Raw genomic sequence first — 25,170 nt, forward strand, 5'->3', positions numbered from 1 at the left:
CGCCGGCGCGCAGTGTCAGCGTCCCCCCGGAGGAGCGCGGACAGGCGCACGGAGAATACCCTTCAGTCCCCGACGGTACGTAGCTTATTTCATATTTGCAACAGGAATTTCCTTACCCACATTGGAGGGAGGTGTAAGCTCGTGGCACCTGTTGGATGGCTCACGGCGCGTGCCGGCGCTGAGCGCGCGGCGCGGGGCAGGCGCGGCGCTCTCATGAAGCCACGGGCGAGCTCGGGCGCTGGGCCGCGGCGCCGCTACTGGTTCGCGTCGATCGAGCTGAGGAAGTCGTTGTAGTCGTCGACCTTGTCCCCGCGGACCACGTCGAGGCCCGTGTTGACCCGGGTGCCGTCGACCATCTGCGGGGCGAGGATGTTCTTTGTCGCCTCGAGGCCGAGGTTCTCGATGCCGTAGAGGATGTAGGGCACGAGATAGCCCTGGTAGTACTGCCGCTGGATGTGCGTGGCCCGGATGCGCCCTTGGCGCATGTACTCGACGGTTATCGGATCGAAGTCGAAGGCGACGATGGGGACCTTCGCGCCCGCGGCCTCCGCGGCCATCGCGCACCGGTACGAGACGTTGAACAGGCCGAGCATCCCCACGACGGGCGGGTCCGCCGCCTCGATCTGGGCCGTCATCCACTCGACGTCGTCGGTCTCGCCCGAGAGGTCCCAGTGGGCTTGGCCCACGACGACCTCGTAGCCGGCTGCCTCGAGCCTGTCCTGGGCGCCCTGCGTTCGCTCCAGGCCGGCGCTCCCGGCCTCGTCGGTGCTGCCGTGGAGGATCACCGTCCCAGGGGGCGAGGGCAGCATCGCGAGCAGGGTCTCCGCTGCCGTGGTCCCGGCAGACTCGTTGAGCGTCCCGACGTAGATCGAGCGCTTCGAGGCCGCCACGTCGTTGTCGAGCGTCACGACGTGGACCCCGCTCGCCACGGCCTCGTCGACGGCGGTGGTCTGGAGGTCGCCGAAGGGCGCGAGGCCGATCCCTTCCGCCTGGTCCTCCACCGCCTGCGCGATTTGCTCGTTCTGGACCTCATCCGGCTGAGGGCCGTCCTCCGACAGCGCGATCGGCCCGATCACGCTCCCCACGACCCCGAGCTCCGCCATGGCCCGGGTCGCGGCCGTCACGACCGGCCCCCAGAAGCCCGCGGCGTTCTTCAGCACGACCGCCATCCGCATCGGCCGGAGCGCGCTCGCGTTGATCTCGGCGACGAGGCGGTCGACCGTGTCCTCGAGCTCCACGGGCGTGAACTCGTTGTCGGGGATCGGGGCTCGCTGGATGGGCGTGAGCTGCTCGCCCGCGCCGGGGGGCTGGTCGGACCCGCATGACGCCGTCGTCAGCGCGAGACCGAGGACCGTCGTACTCCATCGTCCAATCCGCCCCATGAGCAGCTCCTCCTCGCCCGTGGCTCGTCGATCGTGCGCACTCCTGCGTGAACGTCACGCTCGCCGCGAGATCATTGCCTGACGCTGCAGGTGACGGGGACGGGGGCGAGATCGACGAACGTCTCGTCGCGGATGGTCCACTTCTGCATGAAGTGGTGCTTGTTCGCCCCGTAGATGTCGAACTCGTACTCCGCGGCCGCCCCCACGTACCGGAGAGGGACCCCCTCGCGAAGCCTGGTCATCGCCGTCTTCAGATCCCGCCACGAGGCCGGCTCGTTGTCGGGGCTGTTGAGCTCGCGGATGATCTTCTGCAGCGCGTTTCCGGAGGAGGGGATCTCCCCGCTCGTCGCCTGGGCGTACACGAGGCCCATCGCGATGAGGACGACGCCGTCGTAATAGAAGTGCGCCGCGGGGAACGGCACCTCCCCGCCCCACCGGCGGGAGAAGTGGTCGATGAAGGCGGCGGCGTTCCCGGTCGTGCACTCGACCTTCTCCTCCGCTTCGTCCACGATCTGGCACTCGCTCCGCAGGCTCAGCGAGGGCGAGACCCCGGAGTAGCCATCGAGGACGCCCGCAGGAATGTTGGCGAGGAGCGCCTCGGCGCGCAGCGCGGGGCCGAGGAGCCAGGCGCCCGGGCGCCCGGCGACGGTCCATTCGGTCACGACGGTCGAGGCGGTGGCAGGAAAGGCGGCCAGGAGCGTGCGGTCGGGGAGCATATCGAAGGCGTACGCGATCTTGTCCGTGTAGGTATGCTCGCCCGCGGTGAGCGGCACCGACGGGAACGCCCTTCCCCTGAGCGCCACGAAGTTGGTCGTGAACTCGCTGTTGACCTTGGCGTTGTAGTCGTCCCACGCGGCGAGGCTGTTCACGGTGCGGATGCCGTCGCGAATGGCGTCCTTCGCCAGCGCGCAGCCGATGTCGAACGGGGTAGGGGCGAGCCGCATCCAGCCCCCCTTCCTCTCGCTGCGCGCAACAGGGGGGGCGGCATACCCCGGCAGCATGTGAAACCGGTCGAGCTCCTTCACGTCCCGCGAGATCTCGTTGGCGAGGTCGTTCTCTTCGGGCCCCACCAGGTAGGCGACGTGATCCTTGTAGAGCAGCGCGGCCAGCTGGTGGATCCCGCGCTCCGAGCTCGAGTGGCTGTCCCGGCTCCGGAGGTCGAACGGCCGCCCGTCGAGCCCGCCCGCGGCGTTCAGGTGCTCGATCGCGAGCAGCATCGCTTGCTCGAGGTTGCGGCCGATGGCCGACTCGCTGCCGGTGAAGGGCAGGAGGGCGCCGATGACGACCGCGTTCTCGGGGCGCTCGGGCTCGCTCGGCGCGCAGGACGCCGAGAGGAGGGACGCGAGCCCGACGAGCAGCCCGGCCTCCAGGCAGCGCAGGCGTCGTCCGCGATGCGTGGATCCCATGCCGGCTCGATGGACGCACCGCGAAGAGGCATGGCTCCCAAGGTACATGCAGGCCTCTCGATGACATCCCAAACAGGATGTGTCTGTCAAGGACGTGGAAGAGTCGACGATGCGGGCTGAAGTGGGAGATGATGCGCTGTAGCCCGTATTACTTGATGTGACTCACGCCTCGGGCCGGCCGCTCTCTTATGCGCGCCTCTTGCGCGCCTCAGGCGCCCTCTTGCGCGCTCACTCCGCCCCGTCCGCCTGAAGGGCTGGCAGCCACATGCGGACCGTCGTGCCTTCGCCGAGCGCGCTCTCGATACGGATGCTGCCCTGGTGCTCCTGGATGAACCGGTGCGTCAGCGACAGGCCGAGCCCGGTCCCTTGCCCGGGCGGCTTCGTCGTGAAGAACGGCTCGAAGATGCGGCTCAGGTCCTCGGCGCGGATGCCGCAGCCGGTGTCGCGCACGTCGATCTCCACGCCGTGGACGTCGCCGCGCGGCAGCGCGCGCGCCCCGACGACGACGGCGCCGCCCTGGGGGCTGGCGTCGAGGGCGTTGCCGATCACGTTGAGCAGGGCCGACTCGAGCTGCGACGTGTTGACGAGCACCGGGGGCAGCGCCGACGCGGCGCTGTTCGCCTGGAGGTGGACCCGCCGCTCGCGCGCCCGCGGCGCGGAGAGGTCGACCACGCGGCGGAGCGCCTCGCGCACGTCGCACGCCTGCCGGCCGACCGGCTTGCCGCGCGCGTACTCGAGCAGCGCGGTCACGAGGTCCGAGCAGCGGTTCGCCTGCCGCTCGATGGTGCCGAGCGCCTTCACGATCGCGGCCTCGTCGGGCAGGCCGTGCCCCTTGCGGTGCCGCCGGAGCAGGAGCTGCGCGGTCATCACGATGACCGAGACCGGGTTGTTCATCTCGTGCGACAGCCCCGCGACCAGCGTGCCTATCGCCGCCATCTTGCCCGCCTGGAGGAGCTCCTCCTGCGTCTCCGAGAGCCGCTTGAGCGCGTCCGCGAGCTCGCGGTTCTTCGCCGCGAGCTCCAGGTAGGCGCGGTGCAGCCGCTCGGCCGCGCGGACCCGCGCCTTGAGCTCCAGCGGGTCGAACGGCTTGCTCAGGTACTCGTCGGCGCCGACCTCGAGCCCGCCGACGGCCTCGGCGCGGCTCGCCCTGGCCGTGAGCAGGAGGATCGGGATGTCCCGGAGCCCGGCATCCCCCTTGAGCCGCCGGACCAGCTCGAAGCCGTCCATCTCGGGCATCATCACGTCCGACACGATGACGTCGGGCCTCGTCGCCCCGACCGCCTCGAGCGCCTCCCGGCCGTTCGTCGCGCGCAGGACCTGGTGCTCGGCGGCCAGGATGCCCTCCAGGTAAGACGCCATGTCCGGGTTGTCCTCCACGACGAGCACGCGCGACGCGGGCGCCTCTGCGCGGCCGTCTCCGCGGACCGTCGGCGCGGCCCGAGGCGCGGGCGCCGCGAGGTGGTCCGCGACGCGCGGCCTGGACGCCGCGGGGTCGTCCGCGCCGCCGGGCGGCCCCGACGACCTCGGCGGCTCCGGCGCGCGAGGCGCCCGCGACGCCATCACGCCGTCCGCCGCGCGCGGGAGCCGCACGAAGAAGCGGGAGCCGACCCCGGGCTCGCTCTCCACGCCGACCGTGCCCCCCATGAGCTCCGCGAACTCCTTGGCCAGCGACAGCCCGACCCCGGTCCCCTCGTGCTTGCGCGTGGCCGACGCGTCGATCTGCTGGAACCGCTGGAAGAGCAGGTGTCTCTGGTCCGGCGGGATGCCAGGACCGGTGTCCTCGATCGAGAGCTCGAAGAGCCCGTCCGCCGCCCGCAGCCCGACGTCGACCCGGCCGCCCGCCGGGGTGAACTTCAGCGCGTTGCCCAGCAGGTTGAGCGCGATCTTCTCGAATTTGCGCCGATCGAGGGGGACCGTCCCGAGCGCCGGATCCGCCTCGAGCGACAGCCTCACGCCGCCGCGCTCCGCCGCGGGGCGAGCCTCTTCGACCATGTCCGCGACGAGCTCTGTCACGTCGACCGCCTCCCAGTCGACGTGCATCTTGCCGGCCTCGATCTTCTGGTAGTCGAGGACGTCGTCGACGAGCCGGCGGAGCCGCCGCCCGCTGCGCTGGATGCGCTCGAGATCGGCCTGCACCCGCGCCGAGAGCGGCTCGTCCTGGCTCGACAGGAGCGATTGGAGCGGACCGAGGATGAGCGAGAGCGGCGTCCGGAGCTCGTGGCTCATCACCGTGAGGAACTCCCCCTTGGCGCGGGCGGCGGCATCGGCGGCCTCCTTGGCCTTCTGGAGCTCGACCTCCATCCGCTTGCGCTCGGTGATGTCGGCGTAGATCCCGAGGAGCCCGATGATGTCGCCGCGCTCGTCGCGGATGGGCACCTTGCTGGTGAGCAGGACCCGCCGCTCGCCGTCCGGGCGGAGCAGCGGCTCCTCGATGTCGAGCATCGGTGTGCCGCGCTCGATGACCTCCCGGTCGACGCGCACGAACGACTCAGCGTCTTGCTTCCCCCACACATCGAAGTCGGTCTTGCCGACGAGATTCTCGAGGACCCTCGTGTTCGTGTCGTTGAGGAAGTTCTGATTTCCTCCGAGAAACCGGCCCTCACGATCTTTCCAGAAGATGGCGTGGGGGACGTTGGCGATGACGTACTTGAGGACCGCCTGCTGTCGCTCGAGGCTCGCCTGAGCCTGCTGCTGCGCGGCGATGTCGGCGGCGTGCACCCGCGCCTCGGCCGGTGACGCCGCCCTGGACGCCCGTGACTTTTCGGCGCGCGCTCGACGGGCCTGGAGGAGCTTGCTGACCCTGGCAGAGAGCCGGTAGGGGCGTCGCATCGTTGGCTCGTCGCGACAGCATAAAACGAGCGCGAGCGACCTCAAAGCATCACCGCACCGGAACGTAGCCGAGCACGGGCGACCGGCGGGGAGATCCGGCGAACGAGCGCGGCGGTTCTCGTGTTGCGCCGGCCGGGTGTGCCCTCCATGGAACCGTTCCGTCGCGGTTGGCGAGCCCTGGTTTGCGGCGCGCCCGGCTGCGTCCGCGTGCGTCCGTGTGGAAAGACACCTGGCTCATGGCGGGCGGTGCCGGCGAGAGCGCGTCTCCTCTCTCCGATCCACCCGCCGCGGGACGGAGCGGGTGCACACGGCGGCTTCGCTGTGGTAGAGGGGCTGCGCCTATGTCAGGTCGAGTCGCGCTCGTCACCGGGGCGGCGTCGGGGATCGGCGCGGCCACCGCACGCAGGATTTCGCAAACCGTGGGTGGCCTGGTCCTCGTCGACCGGAACCGCGCGGCGCTCGACGCGCTCGCGGCGGAGCTCCGTGGGCCGGAGCTCTTGGTGCGCGACGGCGACGTGGGGACCGAGGCCCCGTGGGCCGAGATCGAGGAGGCCGTCGAGCGTCGGTTCGGGAGGCTCGACCATGTCGTGGCGAACGCCGGTATCGCCCACGGGGCGCCGCTCGCGGAGACCTCGTTCGAGGACTGGCGGCGCGTGCTCTCGGTGAACCTCGATGGCGCCTTTCTGACGCTGCGGACGGGCCTTCGCCTGCTCAGGAAGTCGGGCGGGGGCGGGACGGCCGTCGTCGTTTCCTCGGTCGCGGCCGTCAAGGCCGAGCCGGGCATCGCCGCGTACGCGGCCTCGAAGGCGGGCGCGGCGCAGCTGGTCCGCGTGGCGGCGAAGGAGGGCGCGCGCGACAAGATCCGCGTGAACGGCGTCCTGCCCGGGGGCGTCGAGACGCCGATCTGGACGCAGACGCCGTTCTTCCAGGAGCTCGTCGCGACCGCCGGGAGCGAGCGCGCCGCGTTCGATCAAATGGCGGCGATGGCCACGCCCCTCGGTCGGTATGCGAGCGCCGACGAGATCGCGGGGCTCATCGCCTTCCTGCTCTCGGACGCGTCGGGCACCATGACGGGGGCGCTCCTCGTCAGCGACGGCGGGTACTCGCTCTAGAGCGGCGGTCACCCGCTTCGGAGACGGGCCCATCTCGACGTTTTCGGTGCTCAGCGCACTGGAGTGCGCTTCCGCGCCGAAAACGCCGAGCTGGACCCGTCTCCTGTGCGGGTGACCGCCGCTCTGTAACGCATGTACCAGAGACGGGCGAAAACCGCTCTAGGACACGGAACGGTCTGAAACCTCGAGGAAATGAACCACAGAGGGCACAGAGGGGAGAGAAATAAAATCCTATTTCTTCTGTGCCCTCTGTGCCTCTGTGGTTCGAATTCTTTTACGGGGACGTAGTTGGGCGAGAGCAAACCGCCTTCCAGAGGGAGAGGGGTTGAACCGCCTGGACGTGAAGAGCGTGAGGAGAACCAGGGAGCACGCCTGTTCTCTTCTCCTGGCGTCCTTGGCGCCTTGGCGGTTCAGTCTCTCTCTCTCTGAGGGCGCGCCGCGCTGGCCGGTAAGGGGTTCATGACGAGACGCTGACAATGCGCGCCGGCCCGCGGCCGGGGCGCCGCGCAGCGCTCGACCCAGCGCCGCGGGGGCGCAAGAAAAAGCAAGCGATTTCGAACCTTTCGGCCCAGGGATCGCCAGGGAAACGGAGGCGCGACGCGTCATGAGGCGCGGGCGCGAACGCGCCGAGGGAAAGCGCTTTCATGGCCCGATCCGGGGGACGGCGCGATCGGGGCGTGCCGTCGTTCCGTGACCGAACCATTACCGCGGGCCGGAGACCACGGATGTTATAGACCGCGAGCTTGTCATTGGGAGGCAGCTCAGCATGATAAAGGAACCGCAGGCCCTCCGCAGCGCCGGCCTCCAGCCGATCGGGATCTGGCGCAGCGGACCGTGGCTCCCCGCGTTCACGTCGACCGATCTGCGGGAGGCCATCTCCTGCGTGCGCGAGCCGGTGCACGTGGTGCGCGAGACGCCGGAGGGGCGCGTCGGCGTCTCGCGCGGCGGCGCCGTCATCCGCGAAGACCAGGTCAACGGGGTCCCCACCTTCCCGCTCCTCGGCACGCTGCCGGCGCTGTATCCGGAGTGGCTCGGGGACCGCTCCTTCCTCGAGGTCCACCGCCTGCGCTTCCCCTACGTGGCCGGCGCGATGGCGAACGGTATCCACACCACGCGGCTCACCATCGAGATGGCCAGGGCGGGGATGATGGGGTTCTTCGGCGCCGCCGGCCTCGGGCTCCACCGGATCGAGCAGGCGGTCGACGAGATCGTCGCCGCGCTCGGCACGGAAGGCCCCACCTGGGGCTGCAACCTCATCCACGCTCCGAACCAGCCGCGGCTGGAGAGCGACACGGTGGAGCTCTACCTGAGAAAGGGAGTGAGGCGGGCCGAGGCCGCGGCCTACATGGGCCTGAACCCGATGGTCGTGCGGTTCGCCTACAGCGGCATCAGGCGCCTGCCCGACGGCCGCATCGACCGGCAGAACCACCTGTTCGCGAAGATCTCGCGCCCGGAGGTCGCCGCGCGCTTCCTGTCGCCCGCGCCGGCCGAGATCCTCGATACGTGCGTTCGCAACGGGTGGCTCACCCGGGAAGAGGCGGAGCTCGCGCGGTCCCTGCCGGTGGCCGAGGACATCACGGTGGAGGCCGACTCCGGCGGGCACACCGACAACCAGCCGCTCGTCGCGCTGTTCCCGGTCATCCTCGGCGTCCGCGACGAGCTCGCGGCCAAGCACGGGTATCAGCGCCCGATCCGCGTCGGCGCCGCCGGCGGCCTCTCCACGCCGTCCACGGTCGCCGCGGCCTTCGCGCTCGGGGCCGCGTACGTGCTCACGGGCTCGGTCAACCAGGCATGCGTCGAGTCGGGCCTGTCCGAGGAGGGCAAGAAGATGCTGGCCCAGGCCGACCTGCCGGACGTGACCATGACGCCGGCCGCCGACATGTTCGAGCTCGGCGTGCAGGTCCAGGTGCTCAAGCGCGGCACGATGTTCGGCGTCCGCGCGCAGCGGCTCTACGACCTGTACGTCGCCCACGCTTCCATCGAGTCGCTGCCCGCCGACGTGCGCGCGCGCGTCGAGCGGGAGCAGTTCCAGATGTCGTGCGACGAGGTGTGGGCCGGCTGCGAGCGGTTCTTCGCCGAGCGCGACCCGGCCGAGCTCGAGCGCGCCGCCCGCGATCCGAAGCACAAGATGGCGCTGATCTTCCGGTGGTATCTCGGCATGTCCAGCAAGTGGGCGATCGCCGGGGACCCGAAGCGCCGCGCCGATTATCAGATCTGGTGTGGCCCGGCCATGGGCGCCTTCAACCGCTGGGTCAAGGGGTCGTTCCTCGAGGACCCCGCGAACCGCACCGTGGTCCAGGTCGCGCGCAACCTGCTCGAGGGCGCGGCCGTCGTCACGCGCGCGCAGCAGCTGCGGACCTACGGCGTCCCGGTGCCGAGCGCCGCCTTCCACTTCACCCCTCGCCCGCTCGCCTGAGCGCCCGAACACCTGCTGAGGTCCGTCATGCACCCTTCGTCCCCGCGTACTCCGGCCATCGCCGTCGTCGGCGTGAGCGCCATCTTCCCCGGCTCGCTCGACGCTCACGGCTTCTGGCGCGACATCCTCGCTGGAACCGACCTCATCACCGACGTTCCGAGCACCCACTGGCTCGTGGAGGACTACTACGATCCCGATCCGTCCGCTCCGGACAAGACGTACGCGAAGCGCGGCGCCTTCCTGAGGGACGTGCCGTTCGATCCGCTGGAGTGGGGCGTCCCGCCGTCGATCGTGCCGGCGACGGACACGACGCAGCTGCTCGCGCTGATCGTGGCGAAGCGCGTGCTGGAGGACGCGGCGCAGGGGCAGTTCGAGGCGATGAACCGCGAGCGGATCAGCGTGATCCTCGGCGTCACCTCGGCGCAGGAGCTCCTCGCCTCGATGGTGAGCCGGATCCAGCGGCCGGTCTGGGCCAACGCGCTCCGGGACCTCGGGTATCCGGAGGACGAGGTGAAGCGCGCCTGCGACCGGATCGCGGGCAGCTACGTGCCCTGGCAGGAGTCGAGCTTCCCGGGCCTGCTCGGCAACGTGGTGGCCGGGCGCATCGCGAACCGGCTCGACCTCGGCGGGACCAACTGCGTGACCGACGCGGCGTGCGCGTCGTCGCTGTCGGCGATGTCGATGGCGATCAACGAGCTCGCGCTCGGCCAGTCCGACCTCGTGATCGCGGGCGGCTGCGACACGATGAACGACGCCTTCATGTACATGTGCTTCAGCAAGACGCCGGCCCTGTCGCGGTCGGGCGACTGCCGCCCGTTCTCGGACAAGGCCGACGGCACGCTGCTCGGCGAGGGCATCGCGATGGTGGCGCTCAAGCGGCTCGACGACGCCGAGCGCGACGGAGACCGGGTGTACGCGGTGATCCGCGGGATCGGGTCGTCGTCGGACGGGCGGAGCAAGAGCGTGTACGCGCCGGTGCCGGAAGGGCAGGCCAAGGCGCTGCGCCGGACCTACGCCGCCGCCGGGTACGGCGCGGAGACCGTGGAGCTGATGGAGGCCCACGGCACCGGGACCAAGGCCGGCGACGCGGCCGAGTTCGAGGGCCTGCGCGCGATGTTCGACGAGTCGGGGCGGCAGGACCGGCAGTGGTGCGCGCTCGGCAGCGTGAAGTCGCAGATCGGCCACACCAAGGCGGCCGCGGGCGCGGCGGGCCTGTTCAAGGCGATCATGGCGCTGCACCACAAGGTGCTGCCGCCGACCATCAAGGTCGACAAGCCGAACCCCAAGCTCGAGATCGAGAAGACCGCGTTCTACCTCAACACCGAGGCGCGGCCGTGGATCCGGCCGGCGGGCCACCCGCGGCGGGCGTCGGTGAGCTCGTTCGGCTTCGGCGGCTCGAACTTCCACGTGGCGCTGGAGGAGTACACGGGCCCGGCGCCGCGGGCGCACCGGGTGCGGTCGGTCCCGGCGGAGCTCGTCCTCCTGTCGGCGGACACGCCGGCGGCGCTGGCGGACCGCGTCCGGGCGACGGCGAAGGCGGCGGAGACCCCGGAGAGCCTGCGCTTCCTCGCGCGGGAGTCGGTGCTCTCGTTCGACGGGTCGCGGCCCGCGCGGCTCGGGCTGTGCGCCACGGACGAGGCGGATCTCCGGAAGAAGCTCGAGCAGGTCGCGGCGCACCTCGGGTCGAAGCCCGAGCAGGCGCTCGCCGCGCCGCTCGTGCATTACGCGAACGGGGAGGCGCCGGGGCAGGTGGCGTTCCTGTTCCCGGGGCAGGGGAGCCAGTACCTCGCGATGGGCGCCGACGTGCTGATGACGTTCGACGCGGCCCGCGAGGCGTGGGACGCGGCGGCGAGCGTCCCGCTCGCGGACGCGGCGCTGCACGAGGTGGTGTTCCCGCGGCCGGTGTTCTCGGACGAGGACCGCGCGGCGCAGGACGCGCGGCTCCGCGAGACGCGGTGGGCGCAGCCGGCGATCGGCGCGACGAGCCTCGCGCACCTCGCGCTGCTCGGGGCGCTCGGGGTGCGGGCCGACGCGTTCGCGGGCCACAGCTTCGGCGAGATCGCGGCGCTGCACGCGGCGGGCGCGCTGTCCGCGGCGGACCTCCTGCGCGTGGCCCGGCGGCGCGGCGAGCTGATGGGCGCGGCGTCGTCCGAGCGGGGCGCGATGATCGCGGTCCCGCGGGCGATCGAGGAGGTGCGGGGGCTCGGGCTCGGCGACGTGGTGGTCGCGAACCACAACGGCCCGAAGCAGGTGGTCCTGTCCGGGTCGGTCGCGGCGATCGAGGCGGCGGAGAAGCGGCTCGCGGGCATGGGGATCCAGGCGCGGCGCCTCGACGTGGCGGCGGCGTTCCACTCGCCGCTCGTGGCGGAGGCGAGCGCGCCGTTCCGCGAGTTCCTGGGGGGCATCGCGGTGCAGGCGCCGGGGGCGCCGGTGTACAGCAACGCGGAGGTCGAGCCGTACCCGGGCGGCGGCGACGCGGTGCGCGACCGGCTGGCGCGCCAGCTGGCCGAGCCGGTGCGGTTCGTGGAGGAGATCGAGCGGATGTACGCGGCCGGGGTGCGCACGTTCGTGGAGGTCGGGCCGGGCTCGGTGCTCACGAACCTGGTCGGCGACATCCTGAGCGGGCGGCCGCACCGCGCCGTGGCGCTCGACCGCAAGGGCAAGCACGGGGTGACGAGCCTGTTCGAGGCGGTGGCGCGGCTCGCCGTGGCGGGGGTCCCGCTCGACGCGCGGGTGCTCTGGGACGGGGTCGCGGCGCCGGCAGATCCGCGGGCGCTGCCGAAGCCGAAGCTGTCGCTGGCGATCAACGGGAGCAATTACGGCAAGCCGTACCCGCCGAAGGGCGGGGCGAAGGAGCTGCCGAAGGCGAGCGCGGCGAGGCCGGCGCCCGAGGCGGCGGCGGCGGTGAGCGCGGCGAGGCCGGTTGCGAGCGCGTCGGCAGGGAGCGCGTCGGCGCCGGTTGCGAGGGCGTCTGCGCCGGCAGGGAGCGCGCCGGCACCCGTGGTGCGCGCGCCAGCGCCGGCAGTGAGCGCGCCAGCGCCGGCAGTGAGCGCGCCAGCGCCGGCAGTGAGCGCGTCTGCGCCGGCAGTGAGCGCGTCTGCGCCGGCCGTGCGCGCGTCTGCGCCGGCCGTGAGCGCATCGTCGGGGGCCGTGAGCGCATCGTCGGGGGCCGTGAGCGCATCGTCGGGGACCGTGAGCGCATCGTCGCCGGTGGTGCGCGCGTCGTCGCCGGCCGTGAGCGCGTCGTCGCCGGCCGTGAGCGCGTCATCGCCGGCGGTGCGCCCGTCGGCGCCGGCAGCGAGCGCGTCGTGGCTCGCTGCCTACCAGGAGGCGCAGCGCGCGACCGCGGAAGCCCACAGCGTGTACCAGCGCACCATGGCCGAGACCCACATCGCCTTCCTGCAGGCGGCCGAGGCCTCGTTCGCAGGGCTCGCAGCGCTCGCGACCGGCGCTCCGTACCCGATCGCTACCGCGGCGATGCCCGAGGCGCGGCCCGGGCTCGCGCTCCTCTCGCCAGTGCATCGAGGGCCGGTCTCGGAGGCGTCGCTGCGGTCCGCAGGGGCGCCGGCGCTGCTCCTCGGCGGCGACAGGAGCAACGCCATCCAGGACGGCCTGAACGGCGCGGGCGGGGAGCCTCACGCGGCGTTCGCAGCGGCGTCTGCGGCGCCTGTCGCGGCAGCGAAGGCGGCGGTCGCGCCGCCCGTGCCGGCGGCGCCCGCCGCGGCAGCGAAGGCCGCGGCGCCGGCGGCTGCGGCGCCCGTCGCGGCAAAGGCCGCGGCGCCGGCGGCTGCGGCGCCCGTCGCGGCAGCGAAGGCGGCGGTCGCACCGCCGCCCACCGCCCCCACCGCGGCAGCGAAGCCGGCCGTCGCGCCGCCTTCGCCCGCCGCGGCAACGCAGGCGGCAGGCGCCGCCGCGCCGGGGGTCGATCTCGAGCGGATGGTCCTCGAGGTGGTCGCGGACAAGACCGGATACCCCGTCCCCATGCTCGGGCTGCAGATGGAGCTGGAGAGCGATCTCGGGATCGACAGCATCAAGCGGGTGGAGATCCTCTCCTCGGTCCGGGATCGGACGCCCGGGCTGTCGGAGGTGGACGCCTCGGCGTTGGCGCAGCTGCGCACGCTCGGCCAGGTGGTCGACCACCTCCGCGCCTCGATGCCCGCCGCCGCGCCGTCGGCCGGCGCAAGGACGGCCGTCGCCGCCCCCGCCGCCGCAGCGGTGCCCGCAGCAGCAGCGCCGGCAAGCGCAGCCGCGGCGGCGCCCGCCGCATCCGCGGAGGTCGAGCGGATCGTGATGGCGGTGGTGGCCGAGACGACGGGGTACCCGGCCGAGATGCTCGGGCTGCAGATGGAGCTGGAGAGCGATCTCGGGATCGACAGCATCAAGCGGGTGGAGATCCTGTCGGCGGTGCGGGACCGGACGCCCGGGCTGTCGGAGGTGGACGCCTCGGCGCTGGCGCAGCTGCGCACGCTCGGCCAGGTGGTCGATCACCTCCGCGCCTCGCTGCCCGCCGCGCCCGCGGCCGCCGTCAGGCCGGCTGCCGCCCCGCCCGCCGCAGCGACGGCGCCCGCCGCTCCTGCTGCGGCCGCACCGGCCGCCGCGGCGGCGTCGCCCGCGGCAGCCGACGTCGAGCGGATCGTGATGGCGGTGGTGGCCGAGACGACGGGCTACCCGGCCGAGATGCTCGGGCTGCAGATGGAGCTGGAGAGCGATCTCGGGATCGACAGCATCAAGCGGGTGGAGATCCTGTCGGCGGTGCGGGACCGGACGCCCGGGCTGTCGGAGGTGGACGCCTCGGCGCTGGCGCAGCTGCGCACGCTCGGCCAGGTGGTCGATCACCTCCGCGCCTCGCTGCCCGCCGCCGCGCCCGCGGCCGCCGTCAGGCCGGCTGCCGCCCCCTCCGCCGCGACGGCGTCCGCCGCGGCCACGCCGGCCGCTCCGGCCGCGCCGGCCGCCGCTCCCGCGGCGGCGTCGCCCGCGGCGTCCGACGTCGAGCGGGTGGTGATGGCCGTGGTGGCCGAGACGACGGGCTACCCGGCCGAGATGCTCGGGTTGCAGATGGAGCTGGAGAGCGACCTCGGGATCGACAGCATCAAGCGGGTGGAGATCCTGTCGGCGGTGCGGGACCGGACGCCCGGGCTGTCGGAGGTGGACGCCTCGGCGCTGGCGCAGCTGCGCACGCTCGGCCAGGTGGTCGACCACCTCCGCGCCTCGCTGCCCGCCCCCGCGCCCGCAAGCGCATCCGCGGCGACGCCCGGCGCCGCCGAGGTCGAGCGGGTGGTGATGGCGGTGGTGGCCGAGACGACGGGGTACCCGGCCGAGATGCTCGGGCTGCAGATGGAGCTGGAGAGCGACCTCGGGATCGACAGCATCAAGCGGGTGGAGATCCTGTCGGCGGTGCGGGACCGGACGCCCGGGCTGTCGGAGGTGGACGCCTCGGCGCTGGCGCAGCTGCGCACGCTCGGCCAGGTGGTCGACCACCTCCGCGCGCGCCTCGGGTCCGCCGCCGGCGACGACGCCCCCGCGAAGCCCGCCGAGGACCCCGCCGCCGCGCACCTCGGCCGGTGGACGCTCGTCGAGGTGCCGGCGCCCGCCGCCGGCATGGCGATGCCCGGCCTCTTCGACGCCGGCGCCGTGGTGGTCACCGGCGACGACGCGGTCGGCCCCGCGCTCGCCGCCGCCCTCGCGGCGCGCGGGATCGCCGCCGAGTACGCCGCCGCCGTGCCCCGCGGGGCCCGCGGCGCCGTGTTCCTCGGCGGCCTGCGCGGCGCCGCCACGGCCGACGAGGCGCTCGCCGTCCACCGCGAGGCGTTCCTCGCGGCCCAGGCGATCGCGGCGCAGCCGGCGCTGTTCGTCACGGTCCAGGACACGGGCGGCGACTTCGGCCTCGCCGGCTCGGACCGCGCCTGGGTGGGCGGGCTGCCGGGCCTCGTGAAGACCGCGGCCCTGGAGTGGGCCGAGGCGTCGTGCCGCGCGATCGACCTCGAGCGGAGCGGCCGGCCCGCCGCCGAGCTCGCCGAGGCCATCGCCGCGGAGCTCCTGTCCGGCGGGGTCGAGCTCGAGATCGGCCTGCGCGCGGACGGCCGCCGCACCACGCTGCGCAGCGTCCGGCAGGACGCGCAGCCCGGGCCGCTCCCCCTCGGGCCGTCCGACGTGGTCGTGGCGAGCGGCGGCGCCCGCGGCGTGACCGCGGCGACGCTGATCGCGCTCGCAAAGGCCAGCCGCGCGAGGTTCGCGCTGCTCGGCCGCTCCGCGCTCGAGGAGGATCCGGCCGCGTGCCGCGGCGTCGGCGGCGAGGCCGCGCTCAAGGCGGCGCTCGTCAAGGCCGCGGCCTCCGCGGGCCACAAGGCGACGCCGGCGGAGATCGGCCGCCAGGTCGCGAAGATCCTCGCGAGCCGCGAGGTCCGCGCGACGCTCGACGCGATCCGCGCGGCCGGCGGCGAGGCCCTCTACGTGCCGGTCGACGTGAACGATCCGCGCGCCGTGGCCGCGGCGCTCGACCAGGTGCGCGGCGCCTTCGGCCCCGTCACCGCGATCGTCCACGGCGCGGGCGTGCTCGCCGACAAGCTCATCGCCGAGAAGACGGTCGAGCAGCTCGAGCGCGTGTTCCGCACGAAGGTCGACGGCCTCCGGGCCCTGCTCGGCGCGACCGAGGGCGACCCGCTCAAGGCGATCGTGCTCTTCAGCTCGATCGCGGCGCGCAGCGGCAACAAGGGGCAGTGCGACTACGCGATGGCGAACGAGGTCCTGAACAAGGTCGCCGCCGCCGAGGCCGCCCGGCGCCCGGGCTGCCGCGTGAGGTCGCTCGGCTGGGGGCCCTGGCAGGGCGGCATGGTGAACGCGGCGCTCGAGGCGCACTTCGCGCAGCTCGGCGTGCCGCTCATCCCGCTCGACGTGGGCGCGAGGATGCTGCTCGACGAGCTCTGCGACGGCTCGGGCGACCGCGGCGCGGGCTCCGCCGCGCCCGGCGCGGTCGAGCTCGTGCTCGGCGCCGAGCCGACGACGCTCGCCGCCCAGGGCCACGGCCGCCGGGTCGCGCTGGCCGTCCGCGCGGACCGCGCGACGCACCCCTACCTCGGCGATCACGCGATCAACGGCGTGCCCGTGGTGCCGGTGGTGATCGCCCTCGAGTGGTTCGCCCGGGCCGCGCGCGCCTGCCGGCCGGATCTCGTCGTGACCGAGCTCCGCGACGTGCGGGTGCTGCGCGGGATCAAGCTCGCGGCGTACGAGTCGGGCGGCGAGGTGTTCCGCGTGGACTGCCGCGAGGTGAGCAACGGCCACGGCGCGGTGCTCGCGGCCGAGCTGCGCGGGCCCCAGGGGGCGCTGCACTACGCGGCGACCATCGAGATGGCGCAGCCCGAGGGGCGCGCGGCCCCGAAGGGCCCGGCCGTGCCGTCGCTGGGCCCGTGGCCCTCCGGCGGCGACCTGTACGACGGCCGCACGCTGTTCCACGGCCGCGACTTCCAGGTGATCCGGCAGCTCGACGGCGTGAGCCGCGACGGGATCGCGGGGACGGTCGTGGGCCTGCGCGAGGCCGGCTGGGTGGCGCAGCCGTGGAAGACCGACCCGGCGGCGCTCGACGGCGGGCTGCAGCTCGCGACGTTGTGGACGCAGCACGTGCTCGGCGGCGCGGCGCTCCCGATGTCCGTGGGCGCGCTGCACACCTTCGCCGAGGGGCCGTCCGACGGCCCGCTGCGCGCGGTGGTGCGCGGGCAGATCGTGGCCCGCGACCGCACGAAGGCGGACATCGCGTTCGTCGACCAGACGGGCGCGCTGGTCGCCGAGCTGCGCGACGTGCAGTACGTGCTCCGCCCCGACACGGCGCGCGGCCAGGCGTGATCGAGGCCAGCGTGTTCGAGCCCATCGCCATCGTCGGCCGCGGGTGCGTCCTGCCCGGCGCGCTCCACCCCGCGGCCCTCTGGGACAACGTGCTCGCGGGCAGGGACCTCCTGTCCGCCGCCCCCGACGGCCGCTGGCGCCTGTCGCGCGAGCGCGCGCTCGCCTCCGGCCAGGGCGACGGGCGCGGCGCGCGCGACGTGCGCGACGCGAAGGACCGCGCGTGGAGCGACCGCGGCGGCTACGTCGCCGGGTTCGACGAGCACTTCCGCCGCGTGCTCGCCCGGGACCCGTTCCCCAAGAGGAGCGGCCCGCCCGAGTCGCTGCTCGCGCTCGACCCGCTCTTCCAGTGGGTGCTCTACGCGGGCCGCGAGGCGCTGCGCGAGGCCGGCCACGAGGGCCGGTCCGACCGCGCGGGCGCGGTGCTCGGCAACCTCTCGTTCCCCTCGTCGGCGATGTCGGCGTGGGCCGAGGCGACGTGGCTCGGCGATCTCGCCGGCGTCGCGCGGCCCGATCCGCGCAACCGGTTCATGTCGGGCCTGCCCGCCCACCTGCTCGCCGACGCGCTCGGCCTCGGGGCCGGGGCGTTCGCGCTCGACGCCGCGTGCGCGTCGTCGCTCTACGCGATCGCGCTCGCCTGCGAGCGCCTGCAGGACCGCGAGGTCGACCGGATGCTCGCCGGCGCGGTGTGCCGGTCGGACGACCTCTTCATGCACATCGGGTTCTGCGCGCTGTCGGCCCTGAGCCGCACCGGGCGCAGCCGCCCGTTCTCGTCGGCGGCCGACGGCCTGGTCCCGGCCGAGGGCGCGGCGTTCGTGGTCCTCGAGCGCCTGTCCGATGCGGAGGCCGCGCAGAGGCCCATCCTCGGCGTGATCCGCGGGATCGGCCTGTCGAACGACGGCCGCGGCCGCGGCCTGCTCGCGCCGGCGGTCGAGGGCCAGCTGCGCGCGATGCGGTCCGCGTACGCCATGGCCGGCGTCGATCCCGGCGAGGTGTCGCTCCTCGAGTGCCACGCGACGGGCACGCCCCTCGGCGACGCGACCGAGATCGCGACCCTCACCGAGGTGTTCGGCCGCCGCGAGGTCCCGCTCGGCTCGCTCAAGTCGAACCTCGGCCACCTCGTCACGACGGCCGGCGCGGCCGGGCTCCTCAAGCTGCTCGGCGCCATGGCGGCGGGGATCCGCCCGCCCACGTTGCACGCCGATCCGCTGAGCGACGCGGTGGCGGCGAGCCCGTTCCAGGTGCTCCAGCGGGCCGAGCCCTGGGAGGGCCGGCGGCTCGCGGGCCTGTCGGCGTTCGGGTTCGGCGGGAACAACGCGCACCTGCTCGTGGAGGCGTACGAGCCCGCCGCGCCGAAGGGCCGCGCCGCGCCCGCCGCGCCGGCCGCCCCGGCGGCGCGCCCCGCCCCGGCGGGCCACCTGGCCGTGGTGGCGATGGGCGTGTGCGTCGGTGAGCTCAGCGGCGTCCGCGCCTTCGCCGAGCCGCTCCTCTCGGGCGGCGGCGCGGATCCCCGCCGCGCGACCGTGGCGCTGCCCGCGGATCGCCTCCGGTTCCCGCCGCGCGATCTGGAGCAGGCGCTCGCCCAGCAGACGCTGCTGCTCGAGGCGGCGATCGAGGCCACCGAGGGGCTCGCGCTGCCGCGCGATCGCACCGCCGTGCTCATCGGCATGGGCGCCGACACCGAGGTGTGCCGGTACATGGCGCGCTGGCGGCTCGCCGAGTCGGCGCCGGCGCGGCTCGGCCCGTCGGTCGACGTCGACGCGCTCAAGGACGCGATCATCGCGCCCCTCCGGGCGGCGGGCGTCGTCGGGAACATGCCCAACATCCCGGCGAACCGGCTGAACAGCCACCTCGACGTCGGCGGGCCGTCGTTCACGATCGCGGCCGAGGAGCTCTCCGGGCCCTGGGCGCTGCGCGTCGCGTCCCGCGCCCTGCGCGCGGGCGCCGTGGACGCGGCGATCGTCGGCGCCGTGGACCTCTCGTGCGAGCCCGCCCACGCGGCCGCGCTCGAGGCGCTCGGCGTCCACCTGCCCCCCGGCGACGCCGCGGTCGTGCTCGTGCTCGAGCGGCTCGACGACGCCGTCCGGGAGCGGCACCCGGTCCTGGCCGTGGTCGTGGACGAGCCGACCGAGCCGGGCCTCGTGCTGTCGGCCACGGACCTCGCGCCGCGGTTCGGCCATGCGCACGCCGCCTCCGGCCTGCTGCACGTCGCCGCCGCGGTGCTCGCCTGCCGTCATGCCCGGAAGCCCGACGGAGCGCCGTGGACCGACGACGTCCGCGTCGCCGAGGTCCGCTGCGCCGGCCTCGGCGGGGGCTCGCTGTCGGTCCGCATCGGGGCCGGCGGTCCGGCCGCGCCGCTCCCGCCGCCGCGACCTTCGGCGGGGCCGGCGCTCACGCTCCCCGCCCACCCGCCGGCGATCGTCGTGCCCGGCGCGGCCCCCCGCTCATCCCCTGGAGACTCGATGGAACCTGCGCCGCCTCTGCCGTCCGCCCTCGACGACCTGCCGCCGCTGTACCCCGGGCCCACGGGGTTCTCTGCCGCCGACGCGGCCTCGCCGCCGTCCTGGGACGAGCCGCCGCCGCTGGCGCCGGCGCTCGTCGAGGCCGCGGCCGAGGGCATCGCGGTCGAGCCGCTGCAGGTCGCGTCGGCGCTCGTCGAGGCCGCGGCGGACACCGCGGTCGAGCCGCCGCCGATGGCGCCGGCGTTCGTCGAGACCGCGGCCGTGGACATCCCCGGCGACGTGATCGCCGGCGCCGCGGCGTTCACCGTGCAGATGGCGCAGATCCACAAGGCGTGGGCGGAGCAGCAGGCCCAGGTCCACCGCCGGTTCCTGCAGATGCGGCAGCGCGCGCTGGACGCGCTCGTCGGGGCGTCGTCCGGCGCGGCTGCGGCGGTGCACGCGGCGCCTTCGGCGCAGGTCGTCCCCGTCGCGCCGTTCCGCGCCGAGTCGCCGCGGCCGTTCGAGGCGCCGCGCCAGATCCGAGCCGAGTCGCCGCGGCCGTTCGAGGCGCCGCGCCCTGTCGAGCCGCCGCGCCCGCCCCGCGCCGAGTCGCCGCGCCCCGTCGAGCCGCCGCGCCCGCCCCGCGCCGAGTCGCCGCGCCCCGTCGAGCCGCCGCGGTCGATCGATCCGCCGCGCCCCCCCGCCGCGTCGCCGCCCCCGCCGCGCGCCTCCGCCGCGGCGCCGCCGCCTCCACCGCGCCCTGCCGCGGCGCCGGACCTCCCCGCGGCGGCTGCCCTCGCGCCGCGCGGTCCCCGGTTCAGCCGCGAGCAGCTCGAGCACCTCGCCTCGGGCCGGATCTCCGACGTGTTCGGCCCGCTCTTCGCCCGGCAGGACGGCTACCGCCGCCAGGTGCGCATGCCCATGCCGCCGCTGCTGCTCGCCGACCGCGTCACCGGGATCGACGCCGAGCCCGGCTCGATGAAGCTCGGCACGATGTGGACCGAGACCGACGTGCGGTGGGACTCCTGGTACCTGCACGACGGCGCGATGCCGGCCGGCATCATGATCGAGAGCGGCCAGGCCGATCTCCTGCTCATCAGCTGGCTCGGCGCGGATTTCGAGAACAAGGGCGAGCGCGTCTACCGGCTGCTCGGCTGCGAGCTCACCTTCTACGGCGGGCTGCCGCGCCCGGGCGACACGCTCGTCTACGACATCCACGTCGACGGGCACGCGAAGCACGGCGACGTCCGCCTCTTCTTCTTCCACTACGACTGCCGCATCGGCGGCGAGCTGCGCCTGAAGACGCGCAAGGGCCAGGCCGGCTTCTTCACCGACGAGGAGCTCGCGAACTCGGGCGGCGTCCTCTGGGACGCGGACACCGCCGAGCACGCGGCGACCGCCCGCCTCGATCCGCCGCGCATCGCCTGCCAGAAATCCGCCTTCGACCGCGCCGATCTCCTCGCGTTCGCGGCCGGCGACGGCGCGGCGGCGTTCGGCCCCGGCTTCGAGCGCCTGAGCACCCACGTCCGGACGCCGCGGATCAGCGCGCCGCCCATGCTGTTCTTCGAGCGCGTCGACGTGTTCGACCCGGCGGGCGGCCCGTGGAAGCGCGGCTACCTCAGGGCCACGCTGCCGATCACGAAGGACGGCTGGTACTTCGAGGGCCACTTCAAGGACGACCCGTGCATGCCGGGCACGCTCATGTTCGAGGGCTGCTTCCAGGCGCTCGCGTTCTACATGGCGGCCATGGGCTTCACGGTGGACGCGGACGGCTTCCGCTTCGAGCCCGTGCCCGAGATCCCCTACCTGCTCCGCTGCCGCGGCCAGGTGGTCCCGCAGAGCCGGCTGCTCACGTACGAGGTCTTCGTCGAGGAGGTCCACGACGGCCCCCAGCCGACCGTGTTCGCCGACTTCCTGTGCACGGTCGACGGCCTCAAGGCGTTCCACGCCCGCCGCGTCGGCCTGCGCCTCCGTCCGGACTGGCCGCTCTCGAGCGCCCCCGAGCTGCTCGACGGCCACGTCGAGCCGAAGCCGGTCGCGCGGGTCCCCTGGTCCGAGCTCGGCGCGCCGCCCGCCGGCGGCGCCGCGGACGCCGGCGGCTTCCCGTTCGACTACAAGAGCCTGCTCTCGTGCGCCTGGGGCAGGCCGTCGGACGCGTTCGGCCCGCTCTACCGCAGGTTCGACGAGGGTCGGCACGTCGCGCGGCTCCCGGGCCCGCCGTACCACTTCATGAGCCGGGTCCTGTCGGTCTCGAGCCCCATGGCGGCGATGAAGGCCGGCGCGAAGGTCGAGGTCGAGTACGACGTCCCGGCGGACGCCTGGTACTTCGACGAGAACGCGAGCCTCACCATGCCGTTCGCGGTGGTGCTCGAGGCCGCGCTCCAGACGTGCGGCTGGCTCGCGAGCTACGCCGGCTGCGCGCTCTCGAGCGAGGGCGCGCTGTACTTCCGCAACCTCGACGGCAAGGGCACGGTGCGCGCCGAGGTGCTGCCGGACGCGGGCGCGCTGCGCACGACGTCGCAGCTCACGAACATCTCGCGGTCGGGCGGCATGATCATCCTGGCGTTCCGGGTCGAGTGCAGCGTCGGCGCCACCCGGGTGTACGACCTCGACACGGTGTTCGGCTTCTTCCCGAAGGCCGCGCTCGCGACGCAGATCGGCATTCCGCCGAAGCCCGAGGAGGTCGCCGCGCTGGACGCGTCGTCCGAGTTCGAGGTCGATCTCCGCGCGCGCCCCGAGCGGTACTGCGGGGGCACGCTCGGGCTCGCGCGGCCGTCGCTGCTGATGATCGACCGCATCGACGGCCTGTGGCAGGGCGGCGGCCGCAAGGGGCTCGGCCGGCTGCGCGCGCGGCGGGACGTCCAGCCGTCGGAGTGGTTCTTCAAGGCCCATTTCCTGGGCGATCCGGTGCAACCCGGCTCGCTCGGCATCGAGGCGATGCTGCAGACGATCCAGTTCTGGATGCTGCACCACGACCTCCACGCGGGCCTCCGCGACCCGCGGTTCGAGCCGGTGATGACGGGGCACGAGCACAGCTGGCGCTACCGCGGCCAGGTGCTGCCGAGCAGCCGGCGGGTGACGGTCGAGACCGACATCCTCGAGGTCGGCCGCGACGATCGCGGGCCGTACGTCGTCGCCGAGTCCTACCTCTGGGTGGACGGCCTCCGCATCTACGGCGCGACGCTCGGCGTGCGCATCGTCGACGGCGCCTCGCCGCCCCGCGCGCGCCGCGACGTCGGCTTCGACCCGCGCGGCGGCGCGCGCCACCTCGCCTCGCTGCCGGGCGCCGTGCTCCGGAGCCAGGGATCCCGCCCGAACGAGCCGGCCGCGGGGCGCGCCGCGCCGCCGGAGGCCGAGGGCGCCGAGGAGGCGCTGGATCCGGGCGGCTGGGTGGCGGACCACTGCCCCACCTGGACGGTCCCGGCGCTCCCGGGGATGAGCATGGTCGACCGGCTGGCCGGCGCCGCCTTGCGGGCGCGCCCGGGGAGCGTGGTCGTGGCCGTGGAGGACGTGGTGGTGCTCCGCTGGCTGACCGTGCCGGGGCCGGTGCGCATCAAGGCCGAGGCCACCGGCACGGGCGATGTCCTCGACGTGCGGCTCCTCGCGTGGCGCGAGGCCTCGAACCCGGCGCTCTCGCGGTTCGAGCCCGTGTGCACCGGCCGCGTGCGCGTGGCCGGCGCGTACCCGCCCGCGCCCGCGCCGGAGCCGGCGCTCGACGCGCCCGAGGCCGACGATCCCTACGCGGCGGGCACGCTGTTCCACGGCCCCGCGTTCCAGTACCTGACCTCGCTCCGGCTCGGCGCGCGCGGCTCCTCGGCGGTGCTCGATCCCGGCAAGGGCTCGGTGCCTCCCGGGACGCTGCACCAGGGCATGCTCGACGCGCTGACCCACACCATCCCGCACGACCGGCTGTTCCTGTGGGATCCGGCGAGCCCGCCTGCGCACATCGCGTTCCCGTCGCGCATCCCGTCGCTGCGCCTCTACGGGCCGATCCCCGAGGCGCCGGTGCGCGTCGAGGTGCGCTACGAGGGCCGCGACGATCGCTTCGTCTCGTTCCGGGTGCAGGCCATCGCGGGCGGCGGGGCGGAGGCCGCCGGCGAGCGCGTCTGGCTGGAGCTCCGCCTCGTCGAGGTGCTGCTCCCGCAGGGGTCGGTGGGCGGCGCGCCGCCCGGGATCCGCCGGGCGTTCCTGCGCGACCGCGCGCCGGTCGACCTCGCCGTCTCGCGGGTCGACGCGGCGTCGGGCGCGGCGCGCTGCAGCCCGGCCGACGTGCGCACGATGGACTGGATGCCGGGCACGGTGGCGCACCTGTACGACGCGTCGGGCGATCTCGTCGAGGCGGTGGCCGTGAAGGATCACGTCGCGCGGCGCGCCGGCGTGCACCCGTCGACGGTCTCGCTCGCCGGGGTCTCCTCGGCGCAGCCGCTGACGCGCTGGCCGTTCGCGGTGGCGCGCGAGGGCTCCGAGGTCGTGGTCCGCGACGCGGGCCCGCCCGCGATCGACATCGCGCCGGTGCGCCGCTACTGGGGCGCGGCCATGGGCCTCGGCCGGTGGCCCGCGGAGGACCTGTATTTCGGCCTCATCGAGCGGTTCATCCGCCGGGTGCACGTCGCCGATCCCGCCGCGTTCCGCGCGGTGAAGGGCCGGAGCCTGCTCTACCTGGGCAACCACCAGGTCGGCGTCGAGTCGCTCTTGTTCGGCATCGCCGTCTCCGGGCTCACGGAGGTCTCCACGGTGACGCTGGCCAAGGCCGAGCACCGGGCGACGTGGCTCGGCACGATGCTCGCGCACTGCTTCGCGTACCCGGGCGCGCGCGATCCGAAGGTGATCACGTACTTCGATCGCGAGGACAAGGCGTCGCTCGGGGGCATCATCGCGGAGCTCGGGGCGGAGATGCAGGGCTCGGGCAAGGGGGTGATGGTGCACGTCGAGGGCACGAGGTCGCTCGAGTGCCGCACGCCGGTGCGGAAGATGAGCGGCGCGTTCATCGACATGGCGCTCGCGGTGGGCGTCCCGGTGGTGCCGGTGCGCTTCGCCGGCGCGCTGCCGCCGGAGCCGCTCGAGAAGCGGCTCGAGTTCCCGCTGGGCATGGGCGTGCAGGACATCTGGATCGGCCGCCCGCTGCTGCCCGAGGAGCTCGCGGGGCTGACCTACAAGGAGCGCAAGGACCTCGTGATCGCCGGCATCAACGGGCTCGGGCCGAGCAACGAGGTCGAGCAGCCGTTCCCCGGCGACCCTGCGTTCGCGGCGTCGGTGGACGCCTGGGTGGCGGAGGCGGGGGTCGGGCACGAGGACGCGACGGTCTTCCGGGTGCTGGAGGCGTGCGCCGACCCGACGCCCGAGACGGCCGCGATCGTGGAGGCCGCGCGCACGGGGCGGCTCGCGCCGCCCGACGCGCGGCGGGCCGACTGGCTGCGGAAGCTGGCGGCGCGGCTCCTGGGGAGGCGGCTCGTGGGGTGAGCCGGGCGGGGATCTATCCCTGCGATCGGATCATCCCGGCCACCCCTGCGCGCGTGCGACGGCGCGGATCGCCTCGACGAGCTCCGTCTCGAAGATCTGGAATGCCGGCAGCGTCCGCAGCGCCGCCAGGCTGACCTCTTCGCCGAACAGGCGGTAGAGGCGCTCGGGCCTTCGTCATCATTCCCCCATCTCTTAAGAGTCGCCCTAGCGTCAGCTTGGGATCGGCCTCGCGTTCCGGCTCGGCGGGGAGCGCTGGCTGCGCTCCGCTCCCGAGCAAGGTCCGGAAGACCT

7 protein-coding genes are annotated in these 25,170 nt (G+C 74.1%); 4 read left to right on the plus strand and 3 right to left on the minus strand.

The window, feature by feature from the left end; all coding sequences use genetic code 11:
* Positions 1-254: 254 nt before the first annotated feature.
* The 3 genes from WME98_RS30050 to WME98_RS30060 form a co-directional block, all read right to left on the minus strand.
* Positions 255-1,382, minus strand: coding sequence for a substrate-binding domain-containing protein (locus WME98_RS30050; RefSeq protein WP_437945163.1), 1,128 nt, complete (start codon positions 1,380-1,382; stop codon positions 255-257).
* Between the two features lie 71 nt (positions 1,383-1,453).
* Entirely contained in the window at positions 1,454-2,788 is a 1,335-nt protein-coding gene (locus WME98_RS30055) for an ABC transporter substrate-binding protein (protein WP_437945164.1), read from the minus strand.
* 228 nt (positions 2,789-3,016) lie between these two features.
* Positions 3,017-5,617, minus strand: a complete 2,601-nt coding sequence (locus tag WME98_RS30060) for an ATP-binding protein (protein WP_437945165.1) — start codon at positions 5,615-5,617, stop codon at positions 3,017-3,019.
* A 341-nt stretch (positions 5,618-5,958) separates the two neighbouring features.
* On the opposite strand from WME98_RS30060, the gene WME98_RS30065 reads away from it, so the two are divergent.
* The 4 genes from WME98_RS30065 to WME98_RS30080 all read left to right on the plus strand — a co-directional run bounded on the left by WME98_RS30065 (position 5,959) and on the right by WME98_RS30080 (position 24,879).
* Positions 5,959-6,729: an SDR family NAD(P)-dependent oxidoreductase gene (locus WME98_RS30065; RefSeq protein ID WP_437945166.1), complete on the plus strand. Its 771-nt coding sequence runs from the start codon at positions 5,959-5,961 to the stop codon at positions 6,727-6,729.
* 766 nt (positions 6,730-7,495) lie between these two features.
* Positions 7,496-9,145, plus strand: coding sequence for a PfaD family polyunsaturated fatty acid/polyketide biosynthesis protein (locus tag WME98_RS30070; RefSeq protein WP_437336266.1), 1,650 nt, complete (start codon positions 7,496-7,498; stop codon positions 9,143-9,145).
* A 27-nt stretch (positions 9,146-9,172) separates the two neighbouring features.
* Positions 9,173-16,981 carry an SDR family NAD(P)-dependent oxidoreductase gene (locus WME98_RS30075; RefSeq protein ID WP_437945167.1) on the plus strand — a complete coding sequence of 2,603 codons (7,809 nt, stop codon included), beginning with the start codon at positions 9,173-9,175 and terminating at the stop codon, positions 16,979-16,981.
* Between the two features lie 11 nt (positions 16,982-16,992).
* Positions 16,993-24,879, plus strand: coding sequence for a beta-ketoacyl synthase N-terminal-like domain-containing protein (locus WME98_RS30080; RefSeq protein WP_437945168.1), 7,887 nt, complete (start codon positions 16,993-16,995; stop codon positions 24,877-24,879).
* Positions 24,880-25,170 lie beyond the last annotated feature (291 nt).

The sequence above is a fragment of the Sorangium sp. So ce296 genome (genome assembly GCF_051529605.1).
Lineage (GTDB): Bacteria > Myxococcota_A > Polyangia > Polyangiales > Polyangiaceae > Sorangium > Sorangium cellulosum_D.